26 protein-coding genes are annotated in these 26,780 nt (G+C 34.7%); 13 read left to right on the top strand and 13 right to left on the bottom strand.

All coding sequences use genetic code 11. The features are described from left to right. The first annotated feature begins 11 nt into the window (after positions 1–11). The 3 genes from HAV12_RS16905 to HAV12_RS16895 are packed head-to-tail and all read left to right on the top strand — an operon-like array spanning position 12 to position 3,594. Positions 12–956, top strand: a complete 945-nt coding sequence (locus tag HAV12_RS16905) for a nitronate monooxygenase family protein (protein WP_171570702.1) — start codon at positions 12–14, stop codon at positions 954–956. 16 nt (positions 957–972) lie between these two features. Further along, positions 973–1,383, top strand: coding sequence for a hypothetical protein (locus HAV12_RS16900; RefSeq protein ID WP_171570701.1), 411 nt, complete (start codon positions 973–975; stop codon positions 1,381–1,383). Between the two features lie 33 nt (positions 1,384–1,416). Then, positions 1,417–3,594 carry a T9SS type B sorting domain-containing protein gene (locus tag HAV12_RS16895; protein WP_171570700.1) on the top strand — a complete coding sequence of 726 codons (2,178 nt, stop codon included), beginning with the start codon at positions 1,417–1,419 and terminating at the stop codon, positions 3,592–3,594. 106 nt (positions 3,595–3,700) lie between these two features. Here the strand turns inward: HAV12_RS16895 and HAV12_RS16890 are convergent, their stop codons facing one another. Beyond that, the gene (locus HAV12_RS16890) at positions 3,701–4,135 is read right to left on the bottom strand and encodes a DUF4268 domain-containing protein (RefSeq protein WP_171570699.1); all 435 of its coding nucleotides are present in this window, start codon (positions 4,133–4,135) and stop codon (positions 3,701–3,703) included. 91 nt (positions 4,136–4,226) lie between these two features. On the opposite strand from HAV12_RS16890, the gene HAV12_RS16885 reads away from it, so the two are divergent. Continuing rightward, the gene (locus tag HAV12_RS16885; protein ID WP_171570698.1) at positions 4,227–4,886 is read left to right on the top strand and encodes a CoA pyrophosphatase; all 660 of its coding nucleotides are present in this window, start codon (positions 4,227–4,229) and stop codon (positions 4,884–4,886) included. A gap of 116 nt (positions 4,887–5,002) precedes the next feature. Continuing rightward, positions 5,003–5,812, top strand: a complete 810-nt coding sequence (locus HAV12_RS16880; protein ID WP_171570697.1) for a 1-acyl-sn-glycerol-3-phosphate acyltransferase — start codon at positions 5,003–5,005, stop codon at positions 5,810–5,812. Between the two features lie 152 nt (positions 5,813–5,964). On the opposite strand, the gene HAV12_RS16875 is transcribed toward HAV12_RS16880, so the two are convergent. From HAV12_RS16875 to HAV12_RS16865, 3 genes are all read right to left on the bottom strand, one after another. Further along, complete coding sequence (locus tag HAV12_RS16875) at positions 5,965–6,597, bottom strand: hypothetical protein (RefSeq protein WP_132037796.1); 633 nt, start codon at positions 6,595–6,597, stop codon at positions 5,965–5,967. A gap of 8 nt (positions 6,598–6,605) precedes the next feature. Further along, on the bottom strand, positions 6,606–7,100 hold the full coding sequence (locus HAV12_RS16870) for an RNA polymerase sigma factor (RefSeq protein ID WP_171570696.1): 495 nt from the start codon (positions 7,098–7,100) through the stop codon (positions 6,606–6,608). A gap of 114 nt (positions 7,101–7,214) precedes the next feature. Then, complete coding sequence (locus HAV12_RS16865) at positions 7,215–8,276, bottom strand: DUF3810 domain-containing protein (protein WP_171570695.1); 1,062 nt, start codon at positions 8,274–8,276, stop codon at positions 7,215–7,217. A 109-nt stretch (positions 8,277–8,385) separates the two neighbouring features. On the opposite strand from HAV12_RS16865, the gene HAV12_RS16860 reads away from it, so the two are divergent. Continuing rightward, positions 8,386–9,846 (top strand): aminoacyl-histidine dipeptidase, encoded by a 1,461-nt coding sequence (locus tag HAV12_RS16860; RefSeq protein ID WP_132037799.1) that lies wholly within the window; start codon positions 8,386–8,388, stop codon positions 9,844–9,846. Positions 9,847–10,101: 255 nt separating this feature from the next. Here HAV12_RS16860 and HAV12_RS16855 read toward each other — a convergent pair whose 3' ends face one another. From HAV12_RS16855 to HAV12_RS16835, 5 genes are all read right to left on the bottom strand, one after another. Then, complete coding sequence (locus tag HAV12_RS16855) at positions 10,102–10,344, bottom strand: DHCW motif cupin fold protein (RefSeq protein ID WP_240345177.1); 243 nt, start codon at positions 10,342–10,344, stop codon at positions 10,102–10,104. A 166-nt stretch (positions 10,345–10,510) separates the two neighbouring features. Further along, positions 10,511–11,284, bottom strand: coding sequence for a carboxypeptidase-like regulatory domain-containing protein (locus HAV12_RS16850; RefSeq protein WP_132037801.1), 774 nt, complete (start codon positions 11,282–11,284; stop codon positions 10,511–10,513). 253 nt (positions 11,285–11,537) lie between these two features. Then, the gene (locus HAV12_RS16845) at positions 11,538–13,457 is read right to left on the bottom strand and encodes a DEAD/DEAH box helicase (RefSeq protein ID WP_171570694.1); all 1,920 of its coding nucleotides are present in this window, start codon (positions 13,455–13,457) and stop codon (positions 11,538–11,540) included. A gap of 204 nt (positions 13,458–13,661) precedes the next feature. Beyond that, entirely contained in the window at positions 13,662–14,240 is a 579-nt protein-coding gene (locus HAV12_RS16840; protein ID WP_171570693.1) for a non-canonical purine NTP diphosphatase, read from the bottom strand. Between the two features lie 7 nt (positions 14,241–14,247). Then, a complete protein-coding gene (locus HAV12_RS16835; RefSeq protein WP_240345176.1) occupies positions 14,248–14,616 on the bottom strand; it encodes a DUF2809 domain-containing protein in 369 nt (122 codons plus the stop codon). A 137-nt stretch (positions 14,617–14,753) separates the two neighbouring features. On the opposite strand from HAV12_RS16835, the gene HAV12_RS16830 reads away from it, so the two are divergent. The 3 genes from HAV12_RS16830 to HAV12_RS16820 all read left to right on the top strand — a co-directional run bounded on the left by HAV12_RS16830 (position 14,754) and on the right by HAV12_RS16820 (position 17,038). After that, positions 14,754–15,950: a glycoside hydrolase family 88 protein gene (locus tag HAV12_RS16830; RefSeq protein ID WP_197984811.1), complete on the top strand. Its 1,197-nt coding sequence runs from the start codon at positions 14,754–14,756 to the stop codon at positions 15,948–15,950. An 18-nt stretch (positions 15,951–15,968) separates the two neighbouring features. After that, positions 15,969–16,373 (top strand): hypothetical protein, encoded by a 405-nt coding sequence (locus HAV12_RS16825; protein ID WP_171570692.1) that lies wholly within the window; start codon positions 15,969–15,971, stop codon positions 16,371–16,373. A gap of 233 nt (positions 16,374–16,606) precedes the next feature. Continuing rightward, a complete protein-coding gene (locus HAV12_RS16820; protein ID WP_171570691.1) occupies positions 16,607–17,038 on the top strand; it encodes a hypothetical protein in 432 nt (143 codons plus the stop codon). Between the two features lie 57 nt (positions 17,039–17,095). On the opposite strand, the gene HAV12_RS16815 is transcribed toward HAV12_RS16820, so the two are convergent. Continuing rightward, the gene (locus HAV12_RS16815; RefSeq protein WP_171570690.1) at positions 17,096–18,607 is read right to left on the bottom strand and encodes an FMN-binding glutamate synthase family protein; all 1,512 of its coding nucleotides are present in this window, start codon (positions 18,605–18,607) and stop codon (positions 17,096–17,098) included. Positions 18,608–18,643: 36 nt separating this feature from the next. Beyond that, positions 18,644–19,420, bottom strand: coding sequence for an NYN domain-containing protein (locus tag HAV12_RS16810; RefSeq protein ID WP_171570689.1), 777 nt, complete (start codon positions 19,418–19,420; stop codon positions 18,644–18,646). Positions 19,421–19,711: 291 nt separating this feature from the next. Between HAV12_RS16810 and HAV12_RS16805 the strand changes: the two genes are divergently transcribed. Together HAV12_RS16805 and HAV12_RS16800 are read left to right on the top strand one after the other, a co-directional pair. Further along, a complete protein-coding gene (locus tag HAV12_RS16805) occupies positions 19,712–20,974 on the top strand; it encodes a pyridoxal phosphate-dependent aminotransferase family protein (RefSeq protein ID WP_132037808.1) in 1,263 nt (420 codons plus the stop codon). Between the two features lie 116 nt (positions 20,975–21,090). Further along, positions 21,091–21,567, top strand: coding sequence for a hypothetical protein (locus HAV12_RS16800; RefSeq protein ID WP_171570688.1), 477 nt, complete (start codon positions 21,091–21,093; stop codon positions 21,565–21,567). Between the two features lie 117 nt (positions 21,568–21,684). Here HAV12_RS16800 and HAV12_RS16795 read toward each other — a convergent pair whose 3' ends face one another. Continuing rightward, on the bottom strand, positions 21,685–22,803 hold the full coding sequence (locus HAV12_RS16795; RefSeq protein ID WP_132037810.1) for a GNAT family N-acetyltransferase: 1,119 nt from the start codon (positions 22,801–22,803) through the stop codon (positions 21,685–21,687). A 48-nt stretch (positions 22,804–22,851) separates the two neighbouring features. Beyond that, positions 22,852–23,850, bottom strand: a complete 999-nt coding sequence (locus HAV12_RS16790) for a transporter (RefSeq protein WP_171570687.1) — start codon at positions 23,848–23,850, stop codon at positions 22,852–22,854. Positions 23,851–23,939: 89 nt separating this feature from the next. On the opposite strand from HAV12_RS16790, the gene HAV12_RS16785 reads away from it, so the two are divergent. Together HAV12_RS16785 and HAV12_RS16780 are read left to right on the top strand one after the other, a co-directional pair. Beyond that, the gene (locus HAV12_RS16785; protein ID WP_238698651.1) at positions 23,940–24,260 is read left to right on the top strand and encodes a DUF4834 family protein; all 321 of its coding nucleotides are present in this window, start codon (positions 23,940–23,942) and stop codon (positions 24,258–24,260) included. Between the two features lie 51 nt (positions 24,261–24,311). Further along, positions 24,312–26,738 carry a YfhO family protein gene (locus HAV12_RS16780; RefSeq protein WP_171570686.1) on the top strand — a complete coding sequence of 809 codons (2,427 nt, stop codon included), beginning with the start codon at positions 24,312–24,314 and terminating at the stop codon, positions 26,736–26,738. Positions 26,739–26,780 lie beyond the last annotated feature (42 nt).

The following is a 26,780-nucleotide window of genomic DNA, read 5'->3' as shown; positions in this document are numbered from 1 at the left end:
AGCATTTTTGCATGAATAAAATCACACAGCTTTTTAATATAAAATATCCAATAATCCAAGGTGGAATGATTTGGAACAGCGGTTATAAACTGGCAAGTGCCGTGAGCAACGCAGGAGGTTTAGGACTCATTGGTGCAGGTTCTATGTATCCGGAAGTATTGCGCGAACACATTCAGAAATGTAAAAAAGCAACAGACAGGCCTTTCGGAGTAAATATCCCAATGCTATATCCGAACATCGAAGAAATTATGAATATTGTTATTGAAGAAGGCGTTAAAATCGTTTTTACTTCAGCGGGAAATCCTAAAACATGGACTTCTTTCCTGAAAGAAAAAGGAATTACGGTAGTTCACGTGGTGAGCAGCAGTATTTTTGCTTTAAAAGCGCAGGAAGCGGGTGTAGACGCCATCGTTGCCGAAGGTTTCGAAGCAGGCGGACATAACGGTAGAGATGAGACCACAACGTTGACTTTAATTCCGATGGTAAAAGAAAAAATCGACATTCCGATTATTGCTGCCGGAGGAATTGCAACCGGAAGAGGAATGCTGGCTGCCCTGATTTTGGGAGCCGATGGTGTGCAGGTAGGAAGCCGTTTTGCAGCTTCGGTAGAATCATCTGCCCACGATAATTTCAAGCAGACCATTCTTAATGTAAAAGAAGGGGATACACAATTGACTTTAAAAGAACTGGCTCCGGTGCGACTGATCAAAAATAAGTTTTATAACGATGTTCAGGAACTTTATGCAAAAGGGCCTTCCAAAGAAGATTTAGTACAACTTCTGGGTAGGGCAAGAGCCAAAAAAGGGATGTTTGAAGGTGATCTCGAAGAAGGCGAACTTGAAATTGGACAAATTGCCGGAATTATTCATGAAATTTTGCCTGTAGAAAAAATTATTCAAGAAATGATGGCTGATTTTGAGATTGCAAGCAAGGAAAAAGCTAAATTTGAGTTTTAATAGCCCCGAATACACCATGAATACTTTACGTAACTATATAATAATCCTTTTTTTAGGACTAGGTTTGCAACAATCTTACAGTCAGTCTTATCGTTTTAAAACATCGGGTTTTAGCGTACTGGAAAAAAATGAAAGAGGAAATTGGGGCGAATGGTCCAGTCTTGACCTGGTCAATCTCTCTGTAATTCTGGATACCGACAAGCACCGGATTGTGGTATATTCTCAGGAAATCCAGCTTTTTAGTATTAGTGAATATATCGAACGTGAAGAAAATGATACAGACATTGTATATTCTTTTTTATGCAAAGACAATAGTGGAAATGATTGCAAACTCTCGATCATCACCCGAAAAAAACAAGACTACCGCAAGCAGCTTTACATTAATTACGACAATCAGATTATTGTGTATAATATTGTGAGTGCGTAGCTATTCATGCTAATACTTCTCTCATATTTAATTATGAAATTTAAAAAAAAATCTACAATAATATTATTACTATTATTTAACGTTATTGTTTTGTATTCTCAACAATGGAAACAAAATTTTAAAGTTGTTGAACCTATAAGAGTTAGAGATAATAGTTTTGCTTTTTCTGTTTTTACTAACGATGGTTTTGCAGCTTATGGTGCTGATCAAGTAGAGGTAGGAGGAGTTGAAAATGCTGGTAAAGTATATATTGCTAAACAGGATTGCGATGGATGGTCTATTTATCAGGAGCTCACACTTTCAGATACAAATGATAATTGTGGCTTTGGTTCCACACTATTTATGGAAGGAAAAACGCTTGCTATCCTAGGTTGTGATTCTGCGAATCCAAATAAAGGAAATGCGATCTATATTTATGAAAGAGATGTTAATAATCTTTATGTTTTTACTCAAAAAATAGCTAAGCCTGAAAATGCTTTATCGGATAATTTTGGTTCTAATTTTGCGATATCTGATAATTATATGGTTGTTGGTGCAAACTATAACAGTACTGATAGTTCTTTGGCAAATTACATGGAAAATGCCGGAGCAGCATATATTTATCATAGAGATGCTGATGGTATTTGGTCGTTAATGCAAAAAATTGTACCAAGCGATAGAGAACGACGAGATACTTTTGGCAATTCTGTTGCTATCTTCGAAAACACTATTGTAGTTGGAGCAGTAGAAGAAGGGAGTAATTGGGCAGGCGCGGCATACGTATTTGAAAAAGGAATTAATTCGAATAAGTGGAATGAAGTTAAAAAGCTAGTTGCTTACGATTATAGATCACTGCAAGATAGATTTGGCGAAGTTGTTAGGATTAATGAAAATGGAATTATGATTGCGGCTCCAAAAGAAGACGATTATGATTCTGACTTAAGCGGTGATGGAGGAGGTCCTCTAACGGCGTTAGGTTCAGTTTATATTTTTAAGAAAAATTCGAACAATGAATGGGTTGGGCATCAGAAAATTAGAGCTTCTGATGGTTCGGTTAACTATTTCGGTTTTGGTGACAGAATGGAAATTTATAGCGATCAAATAGCTATACGAGGAACCGAATATGAATATGATAATAATGGCAATTTATCGAAAGTTTTTGGTCGCGTATATATGTTTAAAAAAGGGGATAATGATAAATGGGAAGAATATCAAATAATTGAATCAAAAATAAAACATAATAGTGATTGGTTTGCTAATTCAATTTCTATATTCAAAGAAGATTTATTTATTGGCGCCTTTTGGGATGGTTTAGATGCTAATGATCAAAATTATATTGCTTATGCAGGATCTGTTTATATTTTTAATACTTACGATTATATTAATGCACAAAAACCTGTTCTGAATTCGGTACCTGTTTTGGAATCATGTGCTGATTTAGGAAATGGCTTTTCTTCAGGTTTTGATATGTCATCTCTGCAAAAAGATTTGGTACAAAATCCAGATAATTTTATTTTTACTTATAAAGATCAATTGGGGAATCCTCTTCCTTCTCCTTTACCGCTTAATTATGCTAATAAATATCCTTTTAATGAAATAATTAATGTTAGAGTTGGAAATAAAAACAATCCTAGCTGCTATGGAGAAACCAAGATTGAATTAAAAACTAAAGCTTCTTTTAATTTAAATAAAATTCCAGATTTTAATGCATGTGATTCTGATGGTACAGGATATGCTATATTCAATCTATCAAAAATCAATTCTCTTTTAGTCGTTGAACCCTCGCTTTATACTTTTTCATATTTTGATGAAAATGGAAAAGATATTACTAATACTATAAATGAAATATATAAGAATTCAATTAAAAATCATGAAGAGATAACGGTTAGAGTTACAGAGATAAATACATCTTGTATAGTAAAAACTAAGATATATTTAAATGTTTCTAATCTTGATTTAGATTGCGAATTACCGGAAGAGTATATTATACCAAAGTTTTTTACTCCAAATGAGGACGGTATAAATGACACATGGGAGGTTAATGGAATAACTGATCAAAGTTATACTATTTATATCTATGATAGATATGGAATGCTTTTAAAAAAATTGAGTTCTAACATCGGTTGGGATGGAAATTTTAATGGTAAACCTTTACCATCATCAGATTATTGGTTTCAAATAATATTTGAGAATGGTACTAATAAAACAGGTCACTTTTCATTAAAAAGGTAAGATTATTAATTAAGACAATGATAAGTACGACAAGTTTCAAAAAACCTGTCGGGTTTGTTATATAAAAACCTTAGAATCTCAGAACCTTAGGTCCTCAGTACCTTTCCTACTCAATATCCTTAATAAAATCATCATACTCCAGATAAAACAGTTCTAAAGCATTCATTTTTTCAAAAAAGAAATCAAAAATAATGTCCCAATTATTGCGATTGCTAAAACCAACACCTTGTTTTTCAATCCAGATACGGCTAATGGTTTTACCACTTTCGAGTGTGTAGTTTTTTTCGAAAACCAAATCTTTTATAAATTCTTCTTCGAGGATATTTTTTAAGGCTTCTATTTTTTCGTAGTAAGCAAATCGTTTTTCGTCGTTACGAGGTTCGATATCAATAAAAACTTGTGCTTTTTTGTTATCAATAAAAAATTTAAAAGAGAAATCTTTAATTTTAGTATCATAAAGAACCCATTTACGCGGATATTTTTCGGCGAAAGCCACCCAGAACTCTCTTTTTATTTTTTGTGATTCTTCTTTACTGTACATTTTTATGGCTTTGATTTTAGAAAGTTTGTAGAACCGCCTTTTCTAAACTATATTTATATTTTATTTGAAAGTACAAAAATAAACTTTGATTATGGATTTTCAGGATTTTTTGCAATATGTTCCAAATTTAATTCCAGTTGAACTGCCGGCAGTCTCTGCGCATATAAAAATGGCTCCAAAAGAACGAATTGAAGCCCTGAAAAATCAAGATTTCAAAGCAGAAAACCCGCGCATTGCAGCAGTAATGATGCTGTTTTATCCAAAAAATGAAAAAACACATTTGGTTTTAATTGTTCGAAATGCTTACAATGGGGTTCATTCTTCCCAAATTGCATTTCCCGGTGGAAAATACGAAACTACTGATTCTGGCTACGAAGACACAGCGCTGAGAGAAACACAGGAAGAAGTGGGTGTTGCCCGGGAGAAAATTGAAGTGATTAAACAGTTTACGCCAATGTACATTCCGCCAAGTAATTTTCTGGTGCATCCTTTTCTGGGAATTTCTTCAGATGAACTTTCGTTTTATCCGGATGCAAGGGAAGTGGCAGATGTGATAGAATTGCCGCTGTCTGTTTTTTTAAATGACGAAATTATCATCGAAGCCACATTGTCAACTTCTTATGGTTCTAATATTTTAGTTCCGGCTTTTAATATTCAAAATCATATTGTCTGGGGAGCAACTGCGATGATTTTAAATGAATTAAGGGATGTTTTAAAATTAACTTTTGAAGAAAATCTCCAAAAACAATAAATTAACAATTTGATATTCATTACAATAACCATTTGTCTTGGAAATTACTTATTAGTGTTGCCAAATGAATTATTTTTGTATGTTTGCGACTTAACTAGAAAACACACTATAAAGCTATGGGATTGTTTAAACGAAATCCTTTCGGACATATATTATTCATCAAGAAATGGTTAATCCGAATTTTGGGAGCCATGACTCACCGAAGATATAGAGGTTTTAATGAATTACAGATTGAAGGATCTGAAATCATAAAAACGTTGCCGGATACTAATGTTTTGTTTATATCCAATCACCAGACTTATTTTGCTGACGTAGTAGCAATGTTTCATGTTTTTAATGCGAGTTTGTCCGGTCGTCAGGATACGATTAAGAATATTGGCTATTTATGGCAGCCCAAAATGAATTTGTATTATGTTGCTGCCAAAGAAACCATGCAGGCAGGTTTACTGCCAAGAATTCTGGCTTATGTCGGAGCGATAACAGTAGAAAGAACCTGGCGTGCCAAAGGTGTTGATGTTACCGAAAAACGTGAAATAAATCCAAATGATACTGAAAATATCAAAATTGCCCTTGAAGATGGCTGGGTGATTACCTTTCCACAGGGAACTACAAAATCGTTTAAACCGGTTCGTAAAGGAACCGCCCATATTATAAAACAGCACAGGCCTATTGTAATTCCAATTGTAATTGACGGTTTCCGTCGTTCCTTTGATAAAAAAGGATTACGAATGAAAAAGAAAGGTATTCTGCAATCTTTCATCATAAAAGAACCTCTCGATATTGATTATGAAAACGATACTATTGATGAAATCGTAGAAAAAGTAGAATACGCAATAGAACAACATCCGTCATTTCTAAAAGTTATCCCGGCAGAAGAACTAAAAGTCCAGGAAGAACTGAATCAAATGAGAAGATGGGATTATTAAATTTTAGATTTTGAAATTGTTTCAGGTTTGAAATTGTTTCAAGTTTCAGGTTTTAAAAAAAAAACCTTAGCAGCTTAGTATCTCAGAACCTTAGCACCTTTCAAAAAAAACTTAGCACCTTTGCACCTCTGAACCTTTGCTCCTTAAAAAAATCACAAATCAATCTTTTTCAGCTCTTTATAATTAGCGTACAACCTGCGTAAAAGGGTTCCGTACAATAATCTGTAAAAGCACCAGAACATACCCAGAAAGGCTAATGTAACCAGAAGTAATATTCCGCCTGTAACAAACATTGCTTTACCGCTTGTAGCTAATTTTTCCCTTAAATAGGTCATGTCCGGATTGTATACAAAAGCGATGAAGAAACTGATGATCGAACTGACAACAGCCATTCCCAAATTGTACCAAACGTAATATTGAACCGTTTTTCGGGTCTTCAGAATGCTGCTCATTAATAATTTGGTAGATTCAATAGTAGAAATAGTTTTATAATTTTTGTAGAAAAAGTATACAAAAATCAAAACAACGACATAATTGAAGTACGTTAAAACCTCCAGATAAAAAATCATTTCAGGATGTTTTATCTTGATTAACATTTCATCCGTACTGAAAAAGAGGTTTGAAACTGTCCAGAATAAAATTTCCAAAATGCTGATAATCAAAATCCACTTCACGATGGAAGAGGACTTTTTATGAATCATTTTGTAAATTTCATTTTCAGAAATTTGTTGAAAAGAATCGGCATTCTTTTTCCAGTCTTTTTTTAGTAAATCCAGTTCTTTCATAATAATTTTTAAGGATTTAGTATTTTTTTAAGTTTCCCTTTAATTCGATTCATTTTCACACGTGCATTCACTTCGCTGATTCCTAAGGTCTCTGCTATTTCCTGATAATCTTTCTCTTCTAGATACATAAAAACTAATGCTTTTTCGATGTCATTCAGCTGATAAACGGCTTTGTACATCAGTTTAATCTGTTCTTCCTCTTCATAGTTGTAATCAACATCCTTTACAAAATGCTGATGGCTTTCATAATCTACGGTAGATATGGTCCTTTTGGTTTTTCGATATAAGGTAATGGCTGTATTTAAAGCAACGCGATACGTCCAGGTCGAAAATTTACTATCGCCCCTGAATTTAGGAAACGCTTTCCATAATTGAATGGTGATTTCCTGAAACAGGTCTTTGTGAGCATCTTCGCCAGCAGTATATAATCTACAAATCTTGTGGATTATATTCTGATTTGCCTGCAATTGCGCAACAAATGACTGTTCTAGATTATCGCTCATAAAGTATTAGTAGTATTGAAATCTATTTTGTTACACTTATTTTTATTTTTTGCCACAGATTATAAGATTAAAAAGATTTAATCCCTTTCATCATGTAATCTGTGGCAAAAAAAGCTATAATTCTTTTGTTTTGTAATAATTCACCATCAGATCAATAAATTTACTATAACTTTCCATTCCATCTTTTTGATTGTTTGTCTTTAAAAAATTATCATAAAGAAAATGAAAAGCTTTATCGATAAAAGTGTCGTATTGCGTCCAGAAATCTTCACTTTCCTGATAGTTTTTTAAGATCCCGACATGTACCGTTTTTTTTAATTGATTAAAAATCTTCTCATTTTTAAAATGCCAGATTCCCAGGCAATAACGCAAAACAAAACTGTACCCCGCATATTGATAATATAAATTTTCATTTTTAACAGAAGCTAAAACGCCAATAAAATTACATTCACTTTCACTCGCAAATCCCATTTGGTGTGCCATTTCGTGATTCGCTGTTAGCGGGAAAGTGTACATTGGCAGTAAATAATTTACCTGGGCTTCATTTGTAAACGGGTTTAAGTAACCGGCAAAACCCATATAGGTCAGGGGCACGCTAAAAAGCGATTTTTTAACGCTTGGTATTTCGTATTTAAAATAAGGATGCTCTTTCGAAAGATTCTCATAGCCATTTAAATTCATCTGAAAAGCCTGTTTTTGCGAATAAGGGAAAACAATTTTAGCACTGTCATGTTTTGTGATCTGAAACTGAATTTCGTTGGTTTTAATAATTAGTTTTTTAGTAAAGGCTAATAATTCGGCATCGGTATATTCTCTTTGAATTTTCATTTTTTCAAAAAGTGGCTCCCGGTAATAGTTAAATGCCCAAAGAAAATGGAAGAAAAAGTAAAGTACAGAAACGCAGCTTAGCATTTTTAGTACATGATCTTTCCATTGTAATTTCCATGTTTTTCGCGTTTTCCAAATCCATCGAATCAGAAATAAAACCAAAACAGTATACAAGCAATCACCAACAGAAAACGGAATTTTACCCAAAAGGAATCTTGAAAAATGAGAAATTTTCACATACAATCCGTTGCTGTAAAAGCGTTCAGTGAATTCCGGGAAAAAGGGAAGGATTTTTAAGATGATAATCTGTACGAGAAGGAATAAAGGTAAAATGTATTTTCTTTTCACGATATAAATTTTGAATACGTAAATATAAATGAATCTGAATTACCGCTGAAAAAGAATTTAAACTTTGTAACTTTGGTGCTCTTAATTGTTAAACTTCAAACAAAATATAATGAGTCAGGAAATAAGAAATCTGGAACCTAAAGCGCTATGGAATAAATTCGCCGATTTGAATGCCGTTCCGCGTCCGTCAAAGAAAGAAGAACGCGTAATCGAGTTCATGAAGAACTTTGGAAACAGTTTAGGTTTAGAAACTTTTGAAGACGAAATTCGAAATGTAATTATAAGAAAACCGGCTACTCCGGGAATGGAAAACCGCAAAGCGATTGTAATGCAGGGGCATCTGGATATGGTGCACCAAAAAAACGCCGATACCGTTTTTGATTTCGATACACAGGGAATCGATATGTATGTAGATGGGGACTGGGTTCGTGCGCGTGGCACTACACTTGGTGCTGACAACGGTTTAGGAGTGGCTACTATTATGGCTATCCTGGAAAGCAAAGACATTCCGCATCCTGCCATTGAAGCTTTGTTTACAATTGATGAAGAAACGGGAATGACAGGAGCTTTAAACCTGAAAGGCGGAATTCTTCAGGGGCAGATCTTACTGAACCTGGATACAGAAGAAGATGATGAGATTGATATTGGCTGTGCAGGAGGGATTGATGTAACGGCTACAAGAACGTATCATGAAGAAGAAGTTCCGGAAGGTTCTGTCGGGCATATTATTACCGTAAAAGGGCTAAATGGAGGTCATTCAGGGATGGATATCAATAAAGGTCTCGGGAATGCTAATAAAATCATGAACCGTTTGTTGTTTGATGCTTTCGAAAACTTTGGTTTGCAGGTAGTGGAGATAAACGGTGGAAGTTTAAGAAATGCAATTCCAAGAGAAAGTGTTGCCAAAGTGATCATTTCTGAAATGTTTGATGAAGCTTACATTTTTGACATGCAGGAAATTATCAACGACATTAAAACGGAATACAAAACAACGGAACCTAATCTTTCAATTGAAATCGTAAAATGCGATTTACCGGAGAAAGTAATGGATTTAGGGGTTCAGGAAGGTATTATCAGAGCGATTTACGCAGCTCACAACGGCGTTTACAGAATGAGTGCCGATATGGAAGATTTAGTAGAAACTTCAAATAATATTGCACGTGTTATCGTAAAAGACGGGGAGATTTTAATCGGATGTCTGACCCGTTCTTCTGTAGAAACTTCAAAATTTGATTTGGCGAATTCATTGCGTTCCGCTTTTGAGTTAGTGGGCTGTGAAGTTGAACTTTCAGGTTCTTACCCGGGATGGACACCAAATGTAAATTCTGAAATATTAGAAGTCTTAAAAGAAATTTACGAAAAACAAAACAACGAAAAGCCTAAAGTAGTGGCTTGTCACGCAGGTTTGGAATGTGGAATTTTAGGAACAAACTATCCTGAAATGGATATGATTTCTTTTGGCCCGACCATTCACGGAGCGCATTCTCCTGATGAAAGAGCAAGTATTTCCTCAGCGCAGAAATATTGGAAATTTGTACTGGAAATTCTTTCAAATATTCCGGTTAAGTAATATAGTCTCAGTTGCCAGTCACAGTTTTCAGTATACATAACTGAAAACTGCGACTGCGACTGAATACTAAAAATTAATCTCTTTTAGGAGAATTTTTCTTTTCTCTCTTTTCTTCTTTTTTTTCTTTTGCAGTTTTAAGAGGTTCTTTCTTTACTGTCTTTTTTGCATCCTGACTCTTTGCCATATCTTTTAAAATTAAATGTTTCTATTGTGTAGAAGTAAATGTACACACAATATTTTAATTTGCTTCCAATATTATTTCAGAAAATCACCATCTATAATTAATAATTCGACTCCTTTGGCAGTTAGGGAGCGATGGGAACTTGTATTATCAGAAACCATATAGGTCATTCCTTTTGTAAGTTTAAATTGTTCGCCATTCTCTAATTCACTAATGAATTCACCTTCAAGGCAATGTACAATATGTCCTTTTTGGCACCAGTGATCGGCCATGTAATTTTTCTGATCCGTAAGCCTCCGGATTGTATTGTTTGCCAAAATGCTTTTCCTGTTTCGCCTTTGTGTTCTGTTTTTTCAACCTGGCTCCAGTCAATCGTTTGAAAAAGTATTGCAGACATAGTTTTATTTTGAGTTAATAATTAAAGGTCATTTAAAATAAAAAATCCCCAATTAGATAATTGAGGATTGATTTATAGGGAATAAATTAATTTCGTTTTAATACTTTATATTGTTCGTAACAGCCGCTTATAGCATCCATAATCTGGAGATCGTTAGCAGATTGGATAAAAGCATCTGAATAGTTACAGCGGTGCATGATTTCGGGAATTTCATCTTTACTGATCCCTAATAGCACAGCAACGGTTTCGCGATCGTATTTTGATTCTAACAGATTTCGAACTGTATCGTCTTTCTTCATTTCTTTAAGCTTCTTGAGTTCCTTTCCGTTCTTTCCAAAGAAGTTATAAAGCATATCGGCCGGGTTGAATATAGAACCCAGTACTTTTCCAAAAGCATTTGGAGAATACTCACCTGCTTCATAGCCTTGCGTAAGGCCGGAAATACTGTAACGATAATTTTCTCTGGTTGGAATTAATTTAGAATCTACTTCAAGATAACCGGTCAGGTTAAAAGGAGCGATCACCACTTCTTCAAGTGCAATTGCTTTTTCGGTAAGCTGAATTCTGGTCACTTTATTTTTTATCCAGTCATTGGTAACTCTGATTCTAAGAGACTGAAATCCTAAAATTGAGAAGTGTAACGTATCATTTACCTGTACATCAATTTCAAAATATCCTTTTTCATCAGATTTTGCGCCTCGCACTTTATTCGTATTAATAACATTAACACCCGAAAGAGGCTGTTTGCTGTTGTCATTAATAATATAACCCGAAACTCTTTGCGGAATTGTAGACGGAGCGTCCTGAGCAAAACCCATGGTAGATAATAATGTAAAAAAGAAAACTGCGAAATATTTCATATCCTGATTTAAAGCACTAAAAGTAGTAAATCAGGATTAAATATTTCGCAGTCTCCGAATATAATTATCAGAAAATTAACAAAGGAAAGAAGTGTTGCTTTTAATATTTACGTGAAAAAGGAATAATACAGATTTAAATTAAATTTTTTGAATCACAACACTCATCAATTCTAAGTAAAATTTTTAATAAAAAAAATCCCAAATTCCAATTATGTATGGAATTTGGGATTTTATATTTTAAGATATTAAAGTATTAATCTCTTCTTGGTCTTCTTGGTCTTGGCGAATCACCAAAGCTTTCAGAACGTCTTGGTGCTCTGTCTGAACCACCTTCACTTCTTGGAGCTGAGCTTCTGAAACCACCTTCTCTTTTTGGAGCAGATGAACTTCTGTCACTTCTGAAACCACCTTCTTTTGGAGCAACGTTTCTGTCGCTTCTGAAACCACCACCAGAACCTTCACGTCTTGGTGCAAAACTTCCTTCACGTCTTGGAGCAGAACTACGTCCACCGCTGCTTCCGCCGCTGCGTCCGTTATGGTCACGTCTTCCGCCACCATCATTTTTAGAAATTTCAACATTAATACGACGTCCTTCTAATTGTACGTTGTTTAATACTTCCATTACTTTTTCAGTGTGCTCAGGATCAGTGTTAAAGAAAGAGAAACCTTCTTTTACATCTACTTTGAAAACGTCATCACGACCTAAGTCTAATGTTTCTTTCAGGTAATCTTTAAGAGACATCCAGTCGAAATTATCTCTTGAACCGATGTTTACAAAATAACGAACTGCTCCGTTATTATTGAATTCTCTTGGTTCAGCAGAATCACTTCTTTCACGTCTTTCTCCCGATTGCGTAGAAATATCTCTGTTCTTTTTGTAGTAAGCAATAAAACGGTTAAATTCTACAGATACCATTTTCTTGATCAGTTCTTCTTTCGATAAACCTTCAAGAACGTTATTGATAGCTGGTAAATAGTTGTCAATTTCGTGATCAACCTCAGTATCCTTAATTTTAGTTGCTAAGTGCAATAATTGAATTTCGCAGATTTCGATTCCGGATGGAATTGTTTTTTCTTCGAATTTTTGTTTGATGATTCTTTCGATAGAAGAAATTTTACGCAACTCACTTTTTGTAACAATTACAATAGAAGTTCCTAATTTTCCTGCTCTACCTGTACGTCCTGAACGGTGATTGTAAGTTTCAATTTCGTCAGGAAGTTGGTAATTTACTACGTGAGTAATATTATCAACGTCAATACCACGTGCAGCAACGTCAGTTGCAACGAGCATCTGAATTTGTCTTCCACGGAAAGATTTCATTACACCATCACGTTGCGCCTGAGATAAATCTCCGTGCAATGCAGCAGCGCTGTATCCGTCTTCAATTAATTTTTCAGCTACGGCTTGTGTATCTCTTTTAGTACGACAGAAAACCACAGAGAAAATATCCGGGTTAGCATCGGCTAAACGTTTTAAAGCTTCGTAACGGTCACGGGCATTTACTAAGTAAAATTCGTGAGAAACTGTTGCAGAACCTGAGTTCTTAGCTCCAACAGTAATTTCAACCGGGTCACTCATAAATTGTTTTGCAATTCTGGCAACCTCTTGTGGCATAGTTGCAGAGAACAACCATGTACTTTTTTCGTCCGGAGTATCTGATAATATAGACACGATATCCTCATAAAACCCCATGTTCAACATTTCGTCAGCCTCATCAAGAATACAGTAATCTATATTTTTAATGTTTACCAGACCTCTGTTGATCATGTCCTGCATTCTCCCCGGAGTAGCTACAATAATTTGTGCTCCTCTTTTAATGTCCCTAGCTTGCTCTGTAATACTAGCCCCGCCGTAAACTGCTACCACATTAATACCTTTCTCGTATTTTGAGTAGTTTTTAAGTTCGTTGGTAATCTGTAAACAAAGTTCTCGTGTTGGCGATAAAACTAATGCTTGTGTATTCCTGTTGTCAGCATCAATTTTTTGAATTAGCGGAAAACCGAAAGCTGCCGTTTTCCCTGTCCCTGTCTGAGCCAACGCAACCATATCTGTGTCTTTTTCCAATAATAGGGGAATCGCCTTTTCCTGTACCTCTGACGGATTTTCAAATCCTAGATCTAAAATCGCCTTCAGTAACGATTCATTCAATCCTAATTGTTCAAATTTATTCATATGTATTTTTAAAATAGGGTGCAAAATTACTGTTAATTATTCAGATAAACTAATGCAATTTTAAGATTTATGTATTTGTTATGATTTGATTATCAAAAAGTTATGTTTGTGACGAAATCATTTTGATCATAAAACGAAGAAAAATCAAAAAAAATACGTCGTGAAATATAAACTTTAGCGTTTAAAATGTTGTATTTAAAACAATTATTTTGTGGGGTTCAGGAAATCAATCAGTTGGTGAGTTGCTTTTCCGCGATGGCTGATTTTATTTTTAATTTCTAAAGGCAACTCGGCAAAAGTTTCCGTATAATTTTCAGGCTGAAAAATAGGGTCGTAACCAAAACCCTGACTTCCGGTTTTATTAAAAGTAATGTTCCCTTTGGCAATTCCGGTAAAAAGATGCTGTGCACCGTTTATATTTAAAGCAATAACGGTCTTGAACTGGGCGCTGCGATCTGATTGGTCTGATAAAGCCTCTAAAAGTTTATTCATATTATCATTTGCATCACGCTGTTCACCTGCATATCGAGCTGAATATACGCCAGGTTCACCGTTTAAAGCGGTAACTTCAAGTCCTGTATCATCGGCGAAACAATCATAGCCATATTTCTGAGTTACATAATCAGCCTTGAGGATTGCATTTCCTTCAATAGTAGCTGCGGTTTCCGGAATCTCTTCATGGCAGCCAATTTCTTCAAGACTCAATATTTTTATGCTTTCGGGAAGAATGCTTTGTATTTCTTTAATTTTATTTTTATTGTTTGAGACGAAAACCAGATTCATAATTATACTATTTTAAGGTAATTTTTTCAATTATAAAAGCAATGGCAACTCCAAAAGTATAAGCTGCAAGATCACTCCATAAAAAGCCCTGTCCGAGGACGTATCTTCCAAAGAGGGTTTTTCGGACTGCGATAATCCGGCTTTCCTGATAAAGCTGAAAGAATTCAATACTATAACAGATTAACAAAGAAATAAGTATAATCTGAAGCGCTTTTTTGTCAATGAATATTATTCTTACCAATACATATATCATTACAGCATACAGTAAATCTCCAAAATATAACGGAATTATGGCGATCTTCCTGGAAAGAATGCCGAGTCCAATGACGAAAAAAAATACCAGACCGTAATAAATTCTTGATTTTTTCAATGGCACGATTGAATTTTTTTGTGGTGTTTTACGAAACAAAGATATAAAAAGGTAGAAAATAGTACAGGTTTGGTAGGTGCAAAAGATAAAAAGGCCTTAGTTCTTTTCTAATTTTCTAAATTTAGCATTCAAAAACCAATACTATGAATCTCAATCCTAAATTTGTTTCTTTATTATCTGCTTTTCTGTTTTTTGTAACGATGAGTCAGGCACAGGAAAAAAAGGAAACTACAACATTTGATATAAAAAGACAATTGGAATATTGCGCTTTACAGGCTTCAAAGACATTAGAAGTGATTCCGGATAACGGATCTTCTCCCAGAAGCATTCCGACAGGAAGCAAAGAATGGAAATTTGTTGACTATAAAGACTGGACAAGCGGTTTCTGGCCCGGAGAATTATGGTATTTATATGAAGCTACTGGAGATAAAAAATGGGAAAAGGAAGCTGATAAATTTAGTCGCTTTCTAACACCTTTATCGGTAAGCAAAGCGGCTGATCACGATTTGGGTTTTCAGGTTTTTAATAGTTTCGGAAATGGATACCGCCTTACCAAAAATGCAGCATACAAAGAAATCATCCTTAAAACGGCAGATACGCTGGCAACGCTTTTTAATCCGAAAGTAGGAACCATTCTTTCGTGGCCGCATAATAAATATGGTGGGCACAATACGATCATCGATAATATGATGAATCTGGAATTGCTTTTTTGGGCTTCTAAAAACGGCGGCAGTAAAAAATTATATGAAATTGCCTTAAAACATGCCGAAACGACAATGAACAACCATTTTAGACCGGATTATACCTCGTATCATGTTTTGGTTTATGATTATGAAACCGGTAAAAAAATAAAAGGAATTACGGCACAGGGTTATAGTGATGGCAGTATGTGGGCGAGAGGCCAGGCATGGGCCATTTACGGATTTACTATGGTTTACAGGGAAACCAAAGACCGGAAGTTTTTGGATTTTGCCCACAAACTGGCGCGCGTCTATTTAGATCAACTGACTACCGAAGATCTGATACCGTATTGGGATTTTAATGCTCCCGGAATTCCAAATGAACCAAGAGATGCCTCGGCAGCAGCTATTGTATCTTCGGCACTTATCGAATTGAGTTCGTACACCAAAGAAGCAACTCTTAAAAAGGAGTATCTTTCAAAAGCTAAAAAGATGATTGTTTCGCTTTCAGATCAGTATCAGAGTCACGATGTTAATTCGGCTTTTTTACTTCATTCAACAGGTCATAAACCTGCCGGAAGTGAAATTGACTGCTCGATAAATTATGCGGATTATTATTATCTGGAAGCGCTTTTAAGGCTTCAGAAATTAAAAAAGTAAAAATTTAAATTTAAAATTATGAGTAAAAAATTAATCAGGATCCCATTAATAGTTTTTTTTGCACTGCTGATCGTCAGTTGTAAAAACACCAAACAAAAACTTCAGGAATATGTAACGACTTACAATAGCACTGCGCCAGGTTTTAAAGCAGATGATGTTACGCTTACTACCGCCAGAGGTTATATAAACGATAACAAAATTGAGTTGCGATTTGAAACCAATTTAGAACAAACACAAGCGAATCAATTAAAAGCAAATACCTCATTTCCTAAGTTGTTAAAAGAAATGATACTTAAAAATCAAATCCCTAAAGAACTTGTAGAAGAAGGAGTTCAGTTTGATACTTATTTTTTGGCGAGTGACAATACTGTTCTTCTTAAAGAGATCATAAATACAGAATCACTACCAGATTTACTAAAATAAGTTAAAATTACCAAAGCCACCTAAATCATTTTCAGAGTGGCTTTTTTTATGATTTTATGGGATGGATTTAATGGAATACTTCCTTTCAATTTTGCTGTGTATGTTTTTGCTTTATTTTGGATAATTAATTTGTAATCAAATAATTACATTTTTTATTTTTGTAGGCTAAAGTTGTTATTGTTTAAAAAGTTCATTATGTTTGAGTTAAAAAATAACCTAAAACCTAAATATTTATGAAAAAAATTACTCAAATCGCATTTGCTTTTGTTGTTGTATTGTTATTGGTAAGTTGTAAAAATACCAAGCAAAAAATTCAGGAACATGTAAATACCTATAATAATTCTTCGTCAATTAATGGTACTGGAATTACCAGTACGACCGCTAAGGCATTTCTTAATGACAATAAAATTGAAATTAGAATTGAAACCAATTTAGAGGAGAACGATACCAATAAATTGACATACAAAGAGTCCTTTCCTGATTTACTGAAAGAAATGATTAAGAACGATCAGATTTCTAAAGAGTTAATCGATGAAGGAGTAAAGTTTGATGTTTATTTCTTAGCCTATAATAACGCCATTCTTGCCCAGAAAATAGTAGATAAAGAAGAATTTGCAGTTTTAGAAAGCGCAAGTGAATCTAAAAAGGTAACTGCAAAACTGTAATTTTGAAATTTGAATTAGTTAAAAAAGCCTCTTTGGATTATTCAAAGAGGCTTTTTTTTATCGTTTGGTAACATTCGTTAAAATATCCGGAAAATAAGAATCGGATAAATTACTAAATTCATCACCGCGCATGAAAATATTAATGTCTACATCGGCGAAGCTGTTTTTGCCGGCTGCTGCAAGAAGTTCGTTAGCAGAATGCAATGTATTTTTATGGAAATGATAGACACGATCTGATTTGTCGGTGACAACCAAACCTTTCATCAGCATTTTGTTCTGAGTGGCAACTCCGGTCGGACATTCATTATTGTGACAACGCAACGCCTGGATACAACCTAAGGAAAACATAAATCCACGGGCACTATTGCACATATCTGCTCCCAAAGCAACAGCATGTAAAATAGAATAGCCGGAAAGGATTTTTCCACTGCCAATAATGCGTATTTTATCGCGGATATTTAATCCGATCAGGGTTTTATTTACGAATATCAAAGCGGGTTCAAAAGGCATTCCCACACCGTCAGCAAATTCTAAGGGTGCTGCTCCGGTGCCCCCTTCGGCACCATCAACGGTAATGAAATCCGGATAGGTATCTTCTGCAATCATTTCATGGCAGATGGCTTCAAACTCCGCCGTGTTTCCGATACATAATTTAAATCCGACTGGTTTGCCATTGGATAACTGACGCAATTGTGCAATAAAACGAATCAGTCCTTTACTGTCTGAAAAAGCATGATGTCCGGGAGGAGAAAGGATCATTGTATGCGGTTCAACCCCTCTGATTTTAGCAATTTGTTCGGTATTTTTCGCCGCCGGAAGTACTCCTCCGTGACCGGGTTTTGCACCTTGGGATAATTTAATTTCGATCATCTTCACATTTTGAAGATTGGCTTTTTCCGAGAATTTTTCAGGATTAAAATTCCCTTCAGCATCCCTGCATCCAAAATATCCTGTTCCAATTTGCCAGGTAATATCGCCACCACCCGCAAGATGAAATTCGGTTAAACCGCCTTCTCCGGTATTTTGATAAAAATTTCCTTTTTTGGCACCTAAATTAATAGCACGTACTGCATTTTCACTCAGCGAACCAAAACTCATGGCCGAAACATTAAATAAAGAAGCAGAATAAGGTTGTTTACAATCTTTTCCACCCACTAAAACACGAGGTAGTTCTTCATTCACTTTCGCCGGAAAAATAGAATGTTTGATTCCTTCGTAACTGTCCTGATTTAAGTTTTGCTGTGTTCCGAAAGGTGTACTGGAATCGATGTTTTTTGCTCTCTGGTATACCATTGAGCGCTGATTTCTGGAAAATGGCTTTCCATCAGTAGCTCTTTCAATGAAATATTGCTGAATTTCCGGAGCAATCATTTCAAAAAGATATCTGAAATATCCCAAAACCGGAAAGTTTCTTAAAATAGCGTGTTTGGTCTGAATGGCATTATAAATTCCAACAACCAGTAATATGGGTAAAATAATTACGAGTAAAAAACCGCGTCCGGAATAATAATAGACTGCAGCAACAACCAGAAACAATAAGAATCCGTAGATGAAGAATTTTTTTCTCATGTTTTTAAAAAATTAAATAGGGGATAAATGTGATGATTAGTTGAATCTTAAACGAACGTAAACGTGTTTAATTCCTTTTTTATCTGATTCTCTTTCATCAATTTCGAGAATATCAGTTAACGATTTCAGCATAGGCGTCAGTTTGGAGAAACCATAGTTTCTAGGGTCAAATTCGGGTTTTTTCTTTACGATTAAATTTCCGACATCACCTAAAAATGCCCAGCCATCGTCGTCTTCGATATCTTCAATGGTGGCTTCAATAAGTTCAATAGTCTGTTTGTCGATTTTGTGCAATGCTTTTTCGGCAGGTTTTTCAACAGGTTTTTTAACGTCTGTGATAACTTTTATTTTCTTTTTCTGAATGGCACCGTCTAAAACTTCAATATAAATAAAACGGTCGCAGGCTACAATAAACGAGTTGGGTGTTTTCTTTTCTCCAATACCGATTACTTTCATGCCCGATTCTCGTAATCGAATCGCCAGACGCGTAAAATCGCTGTCACTTGAAACGATGCAAAACCCATCCAGTTTTCCCGAATAAAGTAAATCCATTGCATCTATTATAAGTGCAGAATCTGAAGAGTTTTTACCAACCGTATAGCTGTATTGCTGAATAGGCGTAATGGCATGTTCGAGCAGAACTCCTTTCCATCCGTTAGAATTTGGTTTGGTCCAGTCGGCATAAATACGTTTAGTGGTTGGCGTGCCAAATTTTGTTATTTCTTCCATCATACCTTTGACATTACTGTAAGGTACGTTATCGGCATCAATAAGAACGGCTAGTTTTAAATCTTTTGAGTTGCTTAAAGCCATTATATAAAGGTGTTATGATTTATGATATTTCTTTTAAAAAAGCATTTAAAATTAGTAAAAAATAAACAATAACGGTTCTTTGCACAGAATTTATAACAGGTATAAATTAGGTGGTTTTATACTTTAGATGTAATTTTTGTAGGATTTTTAGCGGCGTGTAAACTGGTTTTTTGTAAAATTTTAACGAATATTGATTTTGAATTCGATTCATTTTTAAATTATTATGATAACATGGAATAAATATTTATTTTTGCACGCTGTTTAAAATTAAAATTATTACATCATTATATTATGGTAAAAGATTTATTCGAAAGAATTCAAAACAATAAAGGGCCATTAGGAAAATGGGCTTCACAAGCTGAGGGGTATTTTGTATTCCCTAAATTAGAAGGAGAACTTGGTCCGAGAATGCAATTTGGCGGAAAAAATATTTTGAACTGGAGTATAAATGACTATTTAGGTCTTGCAAATCATCCGGAAGTGCGTCAGGCAGATATTGATGCTGCTGCTCAGTTTGGTGCAGCTTACCCAATGGGAGCCCGTATGATGTCAGGTCATACCAAGTATCACGAACAACTGGAAAATGAACTGGCTGCTTTCGTAATGAAAGAATCAGCTTATTTATTGAATTTTGGTTATCAGGGAATGGTGTCTACTATTGATGCTTTAGTAACTAAAAACGATATTATTGTTTATGATGTAGATTCTCATGCCTGTATTATCGATGGTGTACGTTTGCACATGGGAAAACGTTTTACTTACAAACACAATGATTTGGAAAGTATGGAAAAAAACCTGCAGCGTGCTACTAAAATGGCAACAGAAACAGGTGGTGGAATTTTATTTATTACCGAAGGTGTTTTTGGAATGAGAGGACAACAAGGTAAATTAAAAGAAATTGTTGCCTTAAAAGAAAAATATAATTTCCGTTTATTGGTAGATGATGCACATGGTTTTGGTACTCTTGGGAAAACAGGAGCCGGAGCAGGTGAGGAGCAGGGAGTTCAGGATCAAATTGATGTTTATTTCTCTACTTTTGCAAAATCAATGGCTAATATCGGAGCTTTTATAGCGGCAGATAAAGATATTATTGATTATTTAAAATATAATTTGCGTTCTCAGATGTTTGCGAAAGCATTGCCGATGATTCAGACTATTGGTTCTTTGAAACGTCTGGAATTGCTGCGTAATCACCCGGAACTAAAGGATAAACTTTGGGAAAACGTAAATGCATTACAAAATGGTTTGCGTTCCAGAAATTTCAATATTGGTGATACCAATACTTGTGTAACCCCGGTATACTTAGAAGGAAGTGTTCCTGAGGCGATGGTAATGGTAAATGATTTAAGAGAAAACTACGGTATCTTCTTATCGATCGTAATTTATCCGGTAATTCCAAAAGGGATTATTTTGTTGAGAATGATTCCAACAACTTCCCATACTTTGTCTGATATTGATGAAACATTGGTTGCTTTTGAAGCGATTCGTGAGAAATTAGAAAATGGAACCTATAAAGAAATTGCAAGCAGAACTAAAGTAGATTTAGACGCTTAATTTCTAAAGAATAAATTTCCATAGTGGGAATTATGTAAAAAAATCCATTCTGATAAAGAATGGATTTTTTTTTATTTTGAATTAAATTTATATTAAAATTACTAAAAACAAATATTATGAAAAAACTACTCGCATTAACCATAATCGCTTTGGCTTTATTTACTTCCTGTAAAAAAGCACCGGAACCAGTAGAAATAGCTCCTAGTCCGCCAAAAGAGGCTGAAATTGTTGAGCCATCGGGAGATCAGTGTTATGCTTCAACTGCAAATAATAGTACAGTTGAATTAAGTTTTAATGTGAACTCCCACCAGGAAGTGAACGGAAAACTGAGTTATGCTTTATCTGGTAAGGATAAAAATGAAGGAACTATTATAGGAAATATGAAAGGAGATACGCTGATTGCAGATTACACTTTCATGTCAGAAGGAGTTTCGTCCGTGAGAGAAGTTGCTTTTCTTCAAAGGGAAAATACTTTTATTGAAGGTTACGGAGATATCGTCGATGCCAATAATAAGGTAAGCTTTAAAGATAAAACAAAATTAAAGTTTGACCCGAAAGTTGTATTGTCAAAAGTTGATTGTAAAGTAGAATAAAAAAATCTTCCATTATAAAAAAATCCATTCGTTGAGGCGAATGGATTTTTTTTATAGTCTCAGTCTCAGTTTACGTGGCTACCATACTGTCAACTGAGACTGAGACTGAATACTTTTTCAAAGATATTTCAAATACGTTTTTCTCTGACAGTGAATTTTGGGATCAAAATTTTTCCAAAGTAAATGAATGGCGGTGTTTTCTGCTAATTCCGGCGTTCTGATGCAGGTTTGAATTCCTTTTTCCGAAAACGTTTTAAAATATTCATCAAAAATAATAGCAGTAACCCCTTTGTTTTGATAATCCGGATGAACTCCGATTAAGTAAAAAACGACATCTTTACTCTTTTTTCGTGCTCGTAATAAATGAATAAATCCAAATGGGAACAGTTTACCTTTTGCTTTCTGTAAAGCCTCGGAAAAACTAGGCATCACTATACTAAAAGCCACCAGATTATCGTCTTTATCTACAACAAACTTGATGTATTCGGGATTGATGAAACTGATATATTTTTTTTTGAAATATTCTTTCTGAACATCTGAAATAGCTACAAATGAAGCTAGTTTGGCATAAGAATCATTAAACAAATCAAACATTTTGTCCACATGTGGCATAATGTCTTTTGTTTTGGTGAAGGTTAACGATCGTAAGCCGTATCTTTTTTTGATTAATTCCTGCGCTTTAAGGAAAAATTCGGGTTTCACATTCGAGAACGGAAATATACTTTCGATATATTCTTTCTCCACCTGAAAACCCAATTGCTCAAAATGAGTGACATAATACGGGTTATTGTACCACGTAATCATGGTTCCCATCTGATCGTAACCTTCGGTAAGAACGCCCACTTTATCCAGGTTCGAAAATCCCATTGGTCCTTCTACATGTTCCAGATTGTTTTGTTTTCCTAATTCGTAAACCTTCTCGAGCAAAGCTTTTGTAACTTCGATGTCATCAACAACATCAAACCATCCAAAACGGACTTTTCTTTTATGCTGATTGTTAACTTCAGACCAATTGATGATTGCTGTTATTCTTCCAACAATTTCATTGTTTTTATAGGCCAGATAAAAATAAGCTTCCGCATTATCAAAAGCAGGGTTTTTGGTTTTATCAAATGACTCTAATTCATCAGCAATTATGGGCGGAACCCAGTATGGATTGTTTTTGTATAATGAAAACGGAAATTTGATATATTCTGTTAATTCCTTTTTTGTTTTGGCTTCTTTAATTGTAATCATTAAATCGTATTGTAAAATATCTCCTAAGAGAGATTTGGTTATTTATTTTTATTCGTACTTAGATTTACGTTTTCTTTCCTGTTCCTGATAATCTGTTTCCTTTTCCTTTTTGGATTTCACACCTTCCGGATCTTTAGGATCTTTTTTCTTGTCTTTTCTGGATTGTTTCTTAAACTCCATTTGGGTTTCTTTGTACTTGGTATCATAGCGCCATGAAACACCAACTCCTCCATAAAATATAGAAGGCGTACCTTTAAAGTTAGTGCTTACAGAAGCATCAACCTGTAAATTGGGATTCAGCAGGTAGGCTGCTCCGCCACGAACGATAGCATCACTGTAATAGTCACTTTTATAACCTTGGTTTTCAACAAAACCGGACCATTTATCATTAAAACCGTGCGTTAAAGTTAATACATAACCATAACTCGGATAATCTGTAGAAATATAATCGGCAATAATATTAGTCACAAAAACCCATTTTCCGCCTCCAAACTGATTTTGAGTAATTAAGGCCACTTTTGGAGAAATGCTGGACTCCGGAGAAAAAGAGTAAGGATTGTTTTTACCAACGAAATTGGCTCCTGCAAAAACAGAAACTGCAGGTATTAACTGATGCCAGTCAAATCTGTGATTGGCTTTATAGCTGTAAATGTTTTTTGTCTTTTCGTAGTTTTTAAAAGGATCATAAATTAAATATTTTGCTCCCAAAACGGTTTGTCTGAAATTATTTTTTTTATAATTGTTGTAGGGAGTATCAAAACTTTCCATCTGATACTGTAAATCAAGGATAAATTCCAGTTTTTCGAGAAAAGCGCCATATCTGAATGTTAAATCAGTACCAAAACCATTTGCATCATAATTTAATAAATCATGCTTTTCTTTTATCCCGTAAATACCAATTTCTGCCTGAATAACAGATTTCCCGACAGCAAAAGCCGACATGGTTTCACCGGGACGGTTGGAGTTGATGACATCGGTATATTGTGCGAAAAATAATTGTGGTGTAAAAAAGAAAGCAGCAATAAATAAGTTTTTAGCTTTTAACATAAACGTAATTTTTGATTAAAAAGTAATAACGCATTTCAAATGTACTATATTTTATTATTTATTTAAGATTGATATTTTAATTTTAAACAATGGATTTATTAATTTTGGAAAAAAATTATACAATTATGCAAGAAGCATCTTTTTCAGGTTTAATAAAAGCTATTTGTTACATCGTGGCTTTTTATTATATTTTTAAATTTTTAGCTAGAATCTTTTTGCCTGTATTGGTAAAAAAGGCTGTAGAAAAAGCAGGGGAGAATTTTCAGAGACAACAACAATATAGCCAGGATAATTCATGGCAAAAAACGCAACGCAATAATGATGAGATCATTATCAATACTGCGAATGCAAAAAATCCCCGTGAAACCAAAAAAGTGGGAGATTATGTTGATTACGAAGAAATAGATTAAGTTTGTGTCCTAAATAAAATAGGATTCATCATTTAACCAAACCTGCCTAAATTGAAAATAGTAAATAAGTTCTATCCGCACGCCCTTGTTATATTGGGCTTTATTCTCGTTTCTTTAATTTATTTTTACCCGGTTTTACAGGGAAAACAAATTTTCCAGTCCGATATTGCACAATATACCGGAATGGCCAAAGAGCAAAATGATTTTAGAGCCACAGAACATGTTGAGCCGTATTGGACAAACTCTGCTTTTGGCGGAATGCCGACCTATCAGCTTGGAGCCAACTATCCTAACGATTACGTTGGCAAATTAGATGATGCATTGCGTTTCTTACCACGTCCTGCAGATTATTTATTTTTATACTTCTTAGGTTTTTACGGCTTATTACTGGTTTTAAAAACAGATCCGTTAAAAGCTTTTATCGGAGCGATCGCTTTCGGTTTTTCCACCTATTTAATTATTATTTTAGGAGTCGGACATAATGCTAAAGCGCATGCCATAGCTTATATGCCTTTGGTTATTGCCGGATTTATACTGGTTTTTCAGAAAAAATATATTTGGGGAGGCTTGCTCACCATGTTTGCGGTTGCATTAGAAATTAATGCCAACCACTTTCAAATGACCTATTATTTATTGATTTTCCTATTGATTCTTTCCGGTTATTTTGCTTTTAACTTCTTTAAAGAAAAAGAATATAAGCCACTTTTAATTTCATTTGGTGTTCTTTTAGTTGCCGGAATTTTTGCTATTGGTTCCAATGCCGGTAATTTGCTTGCAACAAGCGAATATGCTAAATATAGTATTCGTGATAAAAGTGAATTAACTTTTAATCCGGATGGTTCTAAAAATTTAACTACCGCTGCAATGACTACAGATTATATTACTGAATATAGTTATGGTATCGCAGAAAGTTTAAATTTAATTGCTCCAAGAATTTTTGGAGGTTCCAGTCATGAAAATGTAGGTATGGATAGCCGCATGTATTCTTTTATGCTTGAACAGGGAGTTCCCTCTGCACAAGCACAGGATTTTGTTTCAGGAATGCCAACTTATTGGGGAGATCAGCCGATAGTTTCTGCACCGGCATATATAGGAGTTGTAGTTTTCTTTTTAGGCGTTTTAGCCTTATTTATTGATGAAAGAAAGATAAAATATGTATTTCTTACAGGCGCATTATTCACTTTAATGCTTTCTTGGGGAAAGAATTTCTCTTTATTAACTGATTTCTTTATTGAGTACATTCCTATGTATGATAAATTCAGGGCAGTTTCATCGATTCAGGTTATTCTCGAATTGTGCTTTCCTGTACTGGCTGTTATGGGATTACAATCGTTTTTTAAAGCGAAAGACGAACCAAAATTACAACAAAAAGCCCTGGTTCAGACAGGAGCTTTCGGACTTGGGGTTTTGCTGATTTTAGTTTTTGCCAAAAGCATGTTTCATTTTACAGGAAGCAGCGACAGTTATTTCCTGGAAAGTTACGGACCTGGTTTTGTTGATGCTTTGAAAGAAGACAGAATGAGTTTGTACTCTGCTGATTTATTGCGTTCTGGTTTTTTTATCGTAGTTACTTTTGGAATTTTATGGTTGTTTATTAAAAATAAATTTTCACAAAATACGACTTTAATCATCGTGGGTCTTTTGATGATTTTTGATTTGTTTTTTGTCGATAAAAGATATGTTTCTGCGAAAGATTTTGTAAGTCCGGTACAAATTGCAGCGCCATTTCAGGAAACACCAACCGATTCACAGATATTAAAAGATACTTCAATTTATCGTGTTTTTGATACACAGGGACAATTACAGGGAAGATCGTCTTATTTTCATAAAACGATTGGTGGTTACAGTGCTGTAAGGCCAAGAAGAATGCAACAATTGTACGATTATCAAATCGCGAAAAATAACATTGAAGTTCTTAATATGTTAAATGTTAAGTATGTTATCCAAACTAATAAAGAAGGAAATGAAATTCCAACAGTCAATCCTGATACGAATGGTAATGCATGGTTTGTAAGCAATGTAAGGCTTGTCAATAAACCGGACGATGTCATGAAAGCTTTAGATCATTTGGATACTAAAAAAGTGGCCGTTTTTAATGTTCGTGAACATGAAGGTAAATTTAGAAGCGCCCGTTTAAAAAAAGAATGGGATACTACCGGAACGATTAAAGTGGTGGAATACAAACCCAATTATATCAAATATCAGTCAGATAACGGAAAAGACGGTTTGGCTGTTTTCTCTGAAATGTATTATAAAAATGGCTGGAATGCTTATATTGATGGTAAATTAACAGATCATTTTCCTGTAGATTATGTTTTAAGAGCCATGGAAATTCCCGGAGGAAAACATACTGTAGAGTTTAAATTTGAACCACAGGTCGTAAAAACAGGAAGTACCATAACATTGATAAGTACAATAGGAATGTTGTTGTTATTGATTGGCGGGGTTTATTTTGAAAGGAAAAAGAAGAAAGAATAGAAACTTTAATTTACTGACAAATTCATTTAGTATCTTTGCAGA

This window comes from Flavobacterium sp. CLA17, assembly GCF_013112255.2.
In the GTDB taxonomy this organism is placed as follows: Bacteria; Bacteroidota; Bacteroidia; order Flavobacteriales; family Flavobacteriaceae; genus Flavobacterium; species Flavobacterium circumlabens.
Note: the sequence above shows the minus strand (reverse complement) of the source record. Positions and strands in the feature narration are given on the sequence as shown.